Raw genomic sequence first — 10,169 nt, 5'->3', positions numbered from 1 at the left:
GGATCAGCTACGGCGTTGTCCGCTCGCGGTTAAGGCAGGCTCAACCTCCCCATGGGGGCGGGCAATGATGTGGGCGGCCACCAGGCCATCACCAACCCGCTCACAGGCATCGGCGCCAGCACGCACCGCCGCATTCACTGCACCGGTCTCGCCGCGCACCATCACGGTGACGTAACCGCCGCCTACAAACTCCCGAGCAATCATCGTCACTTCAGCGGCCTTGGTCATGGCATCAGCCGCCTCGATCGCAGGCACCAGACCGCGGGTCTCAATCATCCCCAGGGCAATCCCCTGCACCCGATCGAATGTGGCTGCTGCGCTCTGACGCGCTGGAGGCTTCCGGGCTGGGGTGGTCCTGGGCTTGGCTGTGGCCGCCGGCTTAGCCGCTGCCTTTTGAGTGGTGGCTTCTGCGGGGGGCAGAGCCTTGGCGGGCTGATTGGCGCCAGGGGCTGCACTTTGAGCCCGAGGTGAGCTGCTACCGCTAGAGGGTTTACGGGGAGTCGGAGTGGCCATGGGGTGCTGGAGGTGTCGAGGGGATCAAGAGGGGAGGGGTGAGATCCGGGTCAGCCGTCGGGAGCCCAGAAATCAATGATTCCGCCGATGGTGAGATCGGTTTGCACCGTTGGATCCGGGCAAGCAAAGCGGGCCGCCGAACCACTAGCAGTGAAGACCCAGTTCCCTGGGGAAGCCCCCACCGGGTCAACGGCGACTAACTGCTTGCCCTTGTTGTTCTCCAAGACGCGCAGATTCATGTGATCGAGCCCACCAACCCGATAGCTGCACACCAACGACCCCACCACTTGCATGATTTCCATCAGCTCGCTTCCGCCGGTTTGGGCGCATCGGGGTCCCAGTGATCGATGATCCCGACAATCGTTAAATCGCTGGGGTAGGACTTACTCCCAGCCGCTTCACGGGCCGCTGAACTACCGACGCAAATGACCCAGTCGCCTGGCTTAGCGCCAACAGCATCAACCGCCACTTTTTTGGAACTGCCGTCTTGAACGACCTGCAGGTGCTTGTGCTCAAAATCTGGAATCCGGTTCGTGGAGACCAGTGGCTTGATGACCTTGACGATGATCATGCTCAGTGACCTCCTGGGGTGGGGATGGTGATGGTGGACCGTACCGTTTCAGACGGCACGAAGTGGTTGCGGTCGCGGACCGACAGCAACAGATGCAGCAGGCCCTTCTCAAAGAGATCGCTGTAGCGGTTTTGCATCGCCGCCATGACCCGCTCACCGTTGGCGATGGCGCGCTCGCGGGCTCCCGGCACACTGCCGCGGTAGTCAAAACGCACCACCACGGGGATGGGCAGTCCGCGGGTGACATTGAGACCGCTGAAGATCTTGATGCCGACATCGAGATCCGGAGCTCCCTCCTCCACCGTGTCGAGGTGGGCGAAGTAGGTGAGGTTGCGCAGATGAATCTCCTTAAAACCAATGCCCACACCGATGAAGCGCTCGGCATGGCCGGCATCGCTGTAGTTCCCGCCGTGGAACTGTTTGACGTAGTCGATCTGGGAAATGTTGTTCTCGATCAAACGGGCAATGAATTGGTTCATGCCGAGATCGGTCGGCCCAGAGCAACCGGCTTGCACGGCTGCTGCGATGTGGGCGCGGGCAGCGGCGGAATCCAAACCAAGGGTCTGGGCATAGAGCTCGCGGGCATCCACCCACTGATCCAGGGAAGCCTCGCCATCGCGATCGGGAACGTGCACGCGAATGGCATCGGTGTCGGTGTCAAGGCCGATCAACAGCAGGTCAACGGAAGCCCCGCAACAAAAGCCCTTTTCGACAGCTTCACGGAAGGCCTTGAGCCGTGCCATGCCAGCGGAGACGGCGAGCCCGTCATCGGAACCATGGGCGGCGCAGCCCTCATGGCTGGGATCGATGGAACTGAAGTGATAAACGACGCACTTCAGGTAGCGGGTCGGGTCATGGGCCGCGTTGGGATAGCCCTCGCGGGAGCGGCGATGCTCGGTTTTGACCCAGCGCTCAACAGTGTCCTCAATGTCAAACAGGGCCCCGGCATGGGGGCGGCGGCGAACGCAGCTCAGCGGAATGCGCAGGGCGTAGGCGATGGCATGGGCTAGGCGGCCATCGGCGCAGGGGGTGATATCGAGCAGATGAAAGCCGCAGTCGAAGAGGAACTGCTCAAAGGCGTCACCTTGATTGCCCGCCAGAGGATCATCTGAAAAGAACTGATCGCTGATGCGCTGGTAGGTCTCAAACACGCACCACGCGTAGAGGGTGCGCATGTCGAGTTGACCAACCCAGGCGTTCTCGAGGATCGGCTGCGGCAAGGCAAAGCCCAGCTCCGCATGGGCCAAGGCTTGAGCAACCTCAGGAAAACGGGGTTCATGCTGCTGAAACGAGAGCTGCTGCAGCACCGGAACGATGCGATCAAACGCTCCTTTGACCTCCTGCTCGTAACGATGCAACTCCGCATTACGGGTTGGATCACTCAGGGGGTGTTGATCACGCGGCCAAACAGCTGAGCTGGGTCGACGCGCAGCGGCGTTTCCGCCAGCACGGTCGGCCAGGCTGCTCACCATGGCAGGACGACGGCGCGGAGCCGTCGGTGCCATGGGGCGCTGAACATTGCCGCGACGGGCACGCATCAGCCGCGTGCGCCACCGGAAACGGTGATGAGAGAACCCTTATCGGTGTTGCCGCTGGAACCAGTCACCGGGCTCACAGGCAAAGGAACTTCGTCGTTGCGCTTCTGCTGCATCATCACCATGGCGTTCATGGGGCCGACCCGCGAGGGGTTGCGGCGGCGTGCCGAGGCACCTTCGGTGCCTGTCACGTGACTGCCTCGATCCCAGTCATCGCCAGTGACCTTGGTGCCTGAACCCTCGCCGGTCACCCGGGAGGTGGGGCGCTGATCCTCATCCATTGACACTGGAGCCTGGGCTTGAACCCTGGCCTGCAGAGCGGCGGCATCGTTGCGATCAAAACGGAACTGCTCGGTGCCGGTGACCTTGCCGCCAGCCATGTCGAAGGGGCCGGTGATGCGACCACCCTGCTCATAGGTGCTGCCGGTGACCTGGCCGGTGCGGGCGCGCTCATCCATGGCGGCCTGGGCCGGCGATTGAACACTGAACTGCTGCCAGCTTTGACCTTGCAGTGCCTGGGGGAAATCAGCGCCGCGGCCGGAGGCGCAGTTGGCAGCCTGCTGATCAGCACCCACATAAGGAGTGCCGGTGACGTCTTCACAAGCGCCGCGCTCAGCGCCGGTCATCGCACCGCCAATTCCGGGCTGAATGCCGGTCATGCGGTTGGAGTTACGGACGGGGGTGCGCTCACGCACGCTGTCCACGGCGCGCGCGCCACAAAACTCACCCGACTGCTCAAGGCCGGCATAAGGGGTACCCGTGACGGCTTTGCAGCTGCCGGGCTCATCACCGGTAACCATCGCCGAACGGCCTGTGCGAGTGCCGCTCACCACCTGATTGCGGTTGGTGATGCTGAAGCCCACTTTGGGAGCTTCGGCGGGAGGCCGGGTGCCGCAGAACCCCTCGTATTGCTGAGAGCCGATGTATTCATCGCCAGTGATGGCGCGGCAGCTTCCGGCTTCGTTGCCGGTCATGCGGGAGGCGCGGCCAACGGCGGTTCCAGTAACACCAGTCCCCCGAAGGGTGTTGAGGCTGGTGACTTTGGTGGGGCCGCGGCCTGCAATGGGAGCTTCTGAACCGATGTATTGATCACCGGTGAGCTGCAGACCGGAACCGGATTCATTACCGGTGACCTTCTCACTGCGGCCCACCATCACGCCGGAGACGGCTTGACCGCCCGCGGTGACCCCGCGGCCAACCTTGGCCACAGAGGGAGTCACACCACCGCAGTAGGCCGAGGCTTGATCAGCGCCGATGTATTCGGTGCCGGTCACGGCTTTGCAGGTTCCAGGCTCATCGCCGGTGACCTTCTCGCTGCGGCCGACTTCATTACCAGTCACCGCATTACCGCGGCTGGTGGAGGTGACGCGGACCTTGGCGGGTTGCTGAGCAGCTGGCTGCCCCTGACAGAACGCTTGGAACACTTCGGCACCGAGGTATTCAGTACCCGTGATCGAACGGCAGGTGGACGCTTCATTGCCGGTGGTCTTCGGCGAGCGGTTGGCTTGGGTCCCGGTGACGGTTTGACCGCTGAGCGTCTCACTGGCGCCAACTTTCCAATGGGCATCAGCCGCAGCGGCTTGCTTGGCGCCATGGCGATTGGGGCCCGTTGGACGGGTGGGTGCACCAGCAGCTTTGCCACCGAATTTGGATGCAGCACCGCTCTTGCTGCGTAGTTCACGCACCTTGAGCGCCAATTCGCGGCTGCTCATGTCGGGGTTGCCCTGACGCGCCACAGCAGCGGTACCGCTGGACTGAGAGGTGGTTGCAGCCTTACCGCGCTTGGACTGGGCTTCCCGCCGTGCCAGCACGAGTGACCGGCTGGGGTTGTGCTGAGCAGCGCGGCGGGGGGTCGCGCGCTTGCTAGCAGCGGATTTGGCATCCAAGCTCAAGCTGGTGGGAGCAGGAGCAGCTGCTGCCGCCGGAGCGTCTGAACGGGTCTTATGGCAATCGCAGTCTTTTTTGGCTGCAGCAGGGGCGGGAGCGGCAGCTTGCTCTTTGTGGAATGCCTCGGCGCGGTTGCGATCACTGCTGGTATCAGCTCGTTTGCCGCGACGAGAGAGGGCCTCACGGCGAGCTAATACGAGCTCGCGGCTTGGATTCGCAACGCGAGTGGGGGTTGAGCGGCGAACCGGCGCATGGCTGCTGATCTCTGCAGCAGCGACTGGAGCGGCGGCTGACGCTTGACGGGGTGGGATGGCAGGAGCCTCCGTACGGCTCGGGCGTGCCTCCGCAGCGGTCCGCACACGACCGGCACTCGTTGATAAGCGCTTCTCCGCGGTCTTACCACCACTGGAGAGGGCCATGCGACGGGCCAAAGCGGCCTCACGACTGGATTGTGTTGCCATATCCGCCCCCGGAAAAAAATCTTGGTAAGTGGTCCCCGCCGCAGCGGGGACCGGTCTGATCAGAAATCAGAGAAGGGCTCAGCGGCCTTCGAAAACCACGAAGCAAGAACCCTGGCTTTGGGTGTAGGCGTCGTAACCAACCATCCGGACGTGGTGGTCGGGGTAGGCGCGATGGCAAGCCTCGAGCTCACTGACGATCAGGTTGAGGTCCTTTTCGCCAAAGAAGGGAAGCTTCCAATAGGACCAGTAGGTGGCCATGGAATTGCTGGGGTGGACGTGCTCGATGAGCGGGCTCCAACCCTGGGCAATGATGTAAGCGATCTGGTCGTAGATCTCGTCCTGGGTCATCGGCGGGAGGAAGCCGAAGGTCTCCAGGGTGGCGACTGTTTGGTAGTCACCCACGGTGCTCTGGAAAGGCATGTTGTTCCTGGGTGTGTGAAATGGATTTGGCCGGTTGCATTAACCGGCCGATGGCTTGATCAGCCCTGGACGTCGAGCTTGTCGACAGTGTCGAACTCGAACTTGATCTCCTTCCAAGTCTCGAGAGCGATAGCCAGCTCGGGGCTGTGCTTCGCGGCTTCCATGAGGATGTCGCGACTCTCCTTCTCCAGGTGACGACCGGCATTGCGGGCCTTGACGCAAGCCTCGAGGGCCACGCGGTTGGCAGCTGCACCAGCAGCGGAACCCCAGGGGTGACCGTGGGTACCACCACCGAACTGCAGGACGGAATCGTCGCCGAAGATGGTGACCAGGGCAGGCATGTGCCAGACGTGGATACCGCCAGAGGCAACGGCGAAGACGCCGGGCATCGAGCCCCAGTCCTGATCGAAGAAGTTGCCGCGGCTGCGGTCTTCGGGAACGAAGGACTCACGCAGCTGGTCGATGTAACCCAGGGTGGTCTGACGGTCACCCTCGAGCTTGCCCACCACGGTGCCGGTGTGGAGCTGGTCACCACCGGAGAGGCGCAGGCACTTGGCCAGCACACGGAAGTGGATGCCGTGCTTGGGATGACGGTCGATCACCGCGTGCATGGCGCGGTGGATGTGCAGGAGCATGCCGTTCTTGCGGCACCACTTCGACAGACCGGTGTTGGCGGTGAAGCCACCGGTGATGAAGTCGTGCATGACGATCGGCATACCGAGTTCTTTGGCGAACTCAGCGCGCTCATACATCTCTTCCGGCGTGTTGGCGGTCACGTTCAGGTAGTGACCTTTCTTCTCGCCGGTTTCCTGCTCAGCCAGGCGAATCGCTTCGGCAACAAACTCGAAGCGGTTCTGCCAGCGCTGGAAGGGCTGGGAGTTGATGTTCTCGTCGTCCTTGGTGAAGTCGAGACCACCGCGGAGGCATTCGTAGACCACGCGGCCGTAGTTCTTACCGCTCAGGCCGAGCTTCGGCTTGATGGTGCAACCCAGCAGCGGGCGGCCGTACTTATTCATCCGGTCGCGCTCGACCACGATGCCGTTCGGCGGGCCGTAGCAGGTCTTGATGAAGGCCAGCGGGAAGCGGATGTCTTCCAGACGCAGGTGGCGCAGAGCCTTGAAACCAAAAACGTTGCCAACCAGGGAGGTCAGAACGTTGGTGATGGAGCCTTCCTCGAACAGGTCGAGGGGATAGGCGATGAAGGCGTAGAACGCCTCTTTGTCGCCAGGCACATCTTCGATGCGATAGCAACGGCCCTTGTAGAAGTCGAGGTCGGTGAGGAGCTCGGACCACACAGTGGACCAGGTACCGGTGGAAGATTCAGCAGCCACAGCAGCGGCGACTTCTTCCTTGGGAACACCTTCCTGGCCGGTGCACTTGAAGCAGGCCAGCAGGTCGGTATCGAGGGGAACGTAATCAGGAGTCCAGTAAGTGTCCCTGTACTCCTTTACCCCGGCGTCGTACTTCTTGCTCATAGGGATAACTCCGATGGGATGAGATCAATGGTTGGGATCAGCGTCCGCGAAGCGGATCGGCTGGATCTCAGTCCTTGGAGCCGAGGAAGTTGCTGCTACCGCCGAGAGCAGGCTCAACTTCGCGGTGGGGGCGGGCAATGATGTGGGCTGCCACGAGGCCGTCACCGACGCGCTCGCAAGCATCAGCACCAGCACGAACAGCTGCGTTCACAGCACCGGTTTCGCCGCGCACCAGAACTGTGACGTAGCCGCCGCCGACGAATTCACGACCGATCAGGCGCACTTCGGCGGCCTTGGTCATGGCGTCAGCTGCTTCGATCGCGGGGACCAAGCCGCGGGTTTCAATCATGCCGAGGGCAATGCCCATGGTTTCAGTTGCCATTGCCAGCTCCAGAAAGAGGCGGAAGTTCGCGGCTAACACTGCTCTGCGGCCCAGTCATCCGTCAAGACGTTTGAGACCCCTGACCAATCAGCGTCTAAAGGGGGTCAGATAAGCAGCGCTCATCATTTCTGTCTGAATCGTTACAACGGCTGTGCATCGCTGACATACGCGACGCCGCCATAGGTCTTCAAAACTGGCTTCAGCTCAGCCGCCAAAGACTCGAGCAGCGAGGAATCACAAAAAACGATCACATGGGCATTGGCCCCAAGGCCGCTGAACTCCATCGCTTCGGAGACAACGGTGCCGCTGCCGCCGCGACCGGTGACGTGGCGATTCACCGAATAGCCGGGCACGCCGACTTGCTCCAAGCGCTTGAGCAACAGCTCAAGCTCCCGTTCATTGACCAGCAGATCAAGCCGTTTCATCACAGCGCCCCCGCCGGAAGAACGCGCTCAATAACTGAGAGATAGAGGGGGATGCCAACGATGATGTTGAAGGGGAAAGTCATCCCCAAAGCACTCGAGATATAGAGGCTTGGATTGGCCTCCGGCACCGTCATCCGCATGGCGGCAGGCACGGCGATGTAGGAGGCGCTAGCGCACAACACCATGAACAGCAGGGCATTGCCCTGACTGAGATGCAGAACACTGGCAAGCCCCAAGCCCACAGAAGCATTGACCAGGGGCGTCAGCAGCGAAAAACCAATCAGGAAGGCTCCGGCCTGCTGGAGATCCGCCAGCCGTTGGGCCGCCACGATGCCCATATCCAGCAGAAAAAAGCAGAGCGCTCCGTAGAACAACTGGCCGGTGAAGGGCTCCATCTTGGCGATTCCGCTGGGGCTGTATTGCGCCACCAAAAAGCCGATCAGCAAGCTGCCAACCAGCAAAAACACCGAGCTGTTGAGGAAGGCCTCGTGCAGCACCGACCCCCATCCGGTTTCAGCGGCAGCTCCGCGATCTTGCGCCGCCAACTTCACCAACAGCAGCGCCACGATGATGGCCGGCGATTCCATGAGCGCTAAGGCCGCCACCATGTAGCCATCAGATGGAATCTGCAGCACCCGCAGAAAGCTTTCAGCCGTGATGAACGTCACGGCACTGATCGAGCCGTAGGCCCCAGCCAAAGCAGCCGCATTAAACACATCGAACTGAGTGCGAAGCACGCCAAAAGCGGCCAATGGCACCAGCACCGCCATCAACAAGGCTGCCCCAATGGTCAGCAGCACGTCGGGGCCAAGTCCACTGGCTTGCAGTTCGACTCCGCCTTTAAAGCCAATCGAAAGCAGCAGGTAGAGGGAAAACAGCTTGGGCAGCGGCGCTGGAATCTCCAAATCGGAGCCCAGCAGGACCGCAAAAACCCCCAGGAAAAAAACAGAATTGCTGGTGAGAGCAGGTTCTGCAGAACCAGGGCTGTGTCCATGGCACCTCTCAATAACCCGGTCTAATCAGCGCTCCATCGGCTGGCCACGGTCCACAATGGGCAGCCGCTCCGCTGCAGCTGTGCCCGCATCGACACCTGAGCTGTTGATCATCGCCAGCAGCAACCCCAGCAAGGTGGCTGAATTGCAAGCGATGTTGGCGCCGGTGCAACTGAGGGTGCAGCAGCAGCCCGAGGGCATCGATATTGAAGAAACAGGCAGCACCTATCTGGAAAACGCGCGGCTGAAAGCTGCTGAAGTGGCTCGCCTCACCGGCCACTGGACCTTGGCCGATGACTCCGGCATTGCGGTTGATGCCCTCGGGGGCGCGCCAGGGCTCTATTCAGCTCGCTACGGCAGCAGCAATGACGAGCGCATCGGAAGACTGCTGGGGGAACTCGGCGATGGGCCTTATCGAAGTGCCAGCTTCCACAGCGCCGTGGCCGTGGCCAATCCCGATGGGGAGATCAAGCTGGAAGCCGAGGGCATTTGCCGCGGCGAAATTCTGCTGCAGAGCCCAGGGCAAAATGCTGGCTACGACAGCATTTTCTGGGTGCGTGAGGCTGCTTGCACCTACGCCGCGATGAATCAACACCAACGCAGCAAACTGGGCAGCCGCGGCAAAGCGATGCGCCAGATCGCCGAGCACATGCGGCAATTGTTTGGGATTTAAGAGGAGCTGTTGATGCTGGCCACCGCCCGCATCGCGGCAGCCGCGGCTTCTTCCACATCTCCCTCGCGGCCCGCCAAGGTCAGACGCCCGAAGGCACCCACTGCTTTGACATCAACAACGGTGATATTGGAGGCCTTTTCGGCTTCATTGGCGGCAATGAGCACATAGCCGGCGGGTTCGGTTTCGAGGATGAACATGCTCATGCCGGCCTGAATCATTGAGCCGCGGCGGTTCAGACGGTTAATCAGCACGGCATGGTCGGGAGTGATTGCCCGGATGATCTCCGTCCAGGTGACGGTGCAAGGGCTGCGCTGTTCAATGCGGCTGCCAATGGCTTCCAGCACCACCTGGCCGGAATGCAGCACCGTGCTTTGGTCGCGGTGATAAAGAGCCAGCGAACCAAAGGCCCGCTCCACCACCATCTGGCCGAGCCGGACTGTGCTGGCCTTGAGGGCAATGTCGGTGACGCGGTGAACCGCCATGCCCGGCGAAACTTCCAGCCAGAGACAGGCATCACCTGGGATTGGCAAAAAGCCCTGGGAGACGGTGCCCATGTAGGCCGCCAACTGGGGCTGCAGGGAATCAATAAAGACATGGGTGCGCAGCTCAATGGCGCCCACATCACTGCCTTGCCTGGTGATCCGATGCCCTTCGCTGTCGGTGGTCACCGTGACGCAGCTGGGGCCATTGGCCTCGGGGTCCACCCGCGTACCGGTAATCGCCACAGAGGATCCACCTTTGCGCTGGGCCAAGCGCAGATTCCGGGCGGATCGATCGGCAGCTAAATCCGCCAGGTGGCCATGAGTCCCAAGTCGGTGGGGACTTTAACGGCCAG

The 10,169-nt window shown here is 61.7% G+C and carries 11 protein-coding genes and 1 pseudogene; 1 reads left to right on the top strand and 11 read right to left on the bottom strand.

Annotation, left to right across the window (positions count from 1 at the left end; translation table 11 throughout):
* Nucleotides 1-3: 3 nt before the first annotated feature.
* The 10 genes and pseudogenes from SynMINOS11_RS13070 to SynMINOS11_RS04225 form a co-directional block, all read right to left on the bottom strand.
* Nucleotides 4-513, bottom strand: a complete 510-nt coding sequence (locus SynMINOS11_RS13070; protein ID WP_304623016.1) for a BMC domain-containing protein — start codon at nucleotides 511-513, stop codon at nucleotides 4-6.
* A gap of 50 nt (nucleotides 514-563) precedes the next feature.
* Nucleotides 564-815 (bottom strand): carboxysome peptide B, encoded by a 252-nt coding sequence (locus tag SynMINOS11_RS04265; RefSeq protein ID WP_011935241.1) that lies wholly within the window; start codon nucleotides 813-815, stop codon nucleotides 564-566.
* A complete protein-coding gene (locus SynMINOS11_RS04260) occupies nucleotides 815-1,084 on the bottom strand; it encodes a carboxysome peptide A (protein WP_011935240.1) in 270 nt (89 codons plus the stop codon). The genes SynMINOS11_RS04265 and SynMINOS11_RS04260 overlap by 1 nt, the downstream gene beginning before the upstream one ends.
* Nucleotides 1,085-1,086: 2 nt before the next feature.
* Complete coding sequence (locus SynMINOS11_RS04255; RefSeq protein WP_186550051.1) at nucleotides 1,087-2,622, bottom strand: carboxysome shell carbonic anhydrase; 1,536 nt, start codon at nucleotides 2,620-2,622, stop codon at nucleotides 1,087-1,089.
* On the bottom strand, nucleotides 2,622-4,967 hold the full coding sequence (csoS2, locus tag SynMINOS11_RS04250; protein WP_011935238.1) for a carboxysome assembly protein CsoS2: 2,346 nt from the start codon (nucleotides 4,965-4,967) through the stop codon (nucleotides 2,622-2,624). The genes SynMINOS11_RS04255 and csoS2 overlap by 1 nt, the downstream gene beginning before the upstream one ends.
* 78 nt (nucleotides 4,968-5,045) lie before the next feature.
* Nucleotides 5,046-5,387 carry a ribulose bisphosphate carboxylase small subunit gene (locus SynMINOS11_RS04245; protein ID WP_011935237.1) on the bottom strand — a complete coding sequence of 114 codons (342 nt, stop codon included), beginning with the start codon at nucleotides 5,385-5,387 and terminating at the stop codon, nucleotides 5,046-5,048.
* 59 nt (nucleotides 5,388-5,446) lie between these two features.
* Complete coding sequence (locus tag SynMINOS11_RS04240) at nucleotides 5,447-6,862, bottom strand: form I ribulose bisphosphate carboxylase large subunit (RefSeq protein ID WP_186550049.1); 1,416 nt, start codon at nucleotides 6,860-6,862, stop codon at nucleotides 5,447-5,449.
* Nucleotides 6,863-6,929: 67 nt separating this feature from the next.
* Complete coding sequence (locus SynMINOS11_RS04235; protein ID WP_011935235.1) at nucleotides 6,930-7,244, bottom strand: BMC domain-containing protein; 315 nt, start codon at nucleotides 7,242-7,244, stop codon at nucleotides 6,930-6,932.
* A gap of 140 nt (nucleotides 7,245-7,384) precedes the next feature.
* The gene (locus SynMINOS11_RS04230; protein WP_186550047.1) at nucleotides 7,385-7,669 is read right to left on the bottom strand and encodes a P-II family nitrogen regulator; all 285 of its coding nucleotides are present in this window, start codon (nucleotides 7,667-7,669) and stop codon (nucleotides 7,385-7,387) included.
* Nucleotides 7,669-8,663: pseudogene (locus SynMINOS11_RS04225) on the bottom strand (sodium-dependent bicarbonate transport family permease). Before SynMINOS11_RS04225 ends, SynMINOS11_RS04230 begins: the two are co-directional and overlap by 1 nt.
* A 56-nt stretch (nucleotides 8,664-8,719) precedes the next feature.
* On the opposite strand from SynMINOS11_RS04225, the gene rdgB reads away from it, so the two are divergent.
* A complete protein-coding gene (gene rdgB / locus SynMINOS11_RS04220; protein WP_186550045.1) occupies nucleotides 8,720-9,334 on the top strand; it encodes an RdgB/HAM1 family non-canonical purine NTP pyrophosphatase in 615 nt (204 codons plus the stop codon).
* Here the strand turns inward: rdgB and SynMINOS11_RS04215 are convergent.
* A complete protein-coding gene (locus SynMINOS11_RS04215) occupies nucleotides 9,331-10,086 on the bottom strand; it encodes a BMC domain-containing protein (protein ID WP_186550043.1) in 756 nt (251 codons plus the stop codon). The two genes, rdgB and SynMINOS11_RS04215, sit on opposite strands and share 4 nt — an antisense overlap.
* Between the last annotated feature and the right edge of the window lie 83 nt (nucleotides 10,087-10,169).

The sequence above is a fragment of the Synechococcus sp. Minos11 genome (assembly GCF_014279855.1).
Lineage (GTDB): Bacteria > Cyanobacteriota > Cyanobacteriia > PCC-6307 > Cyanobiaceae > RCC307.
The sequence above is the reverse complement of the archived record's forward strand: the minus strand, read 5'-3'. Positions and strand labels throughout refer to the sequence as shown.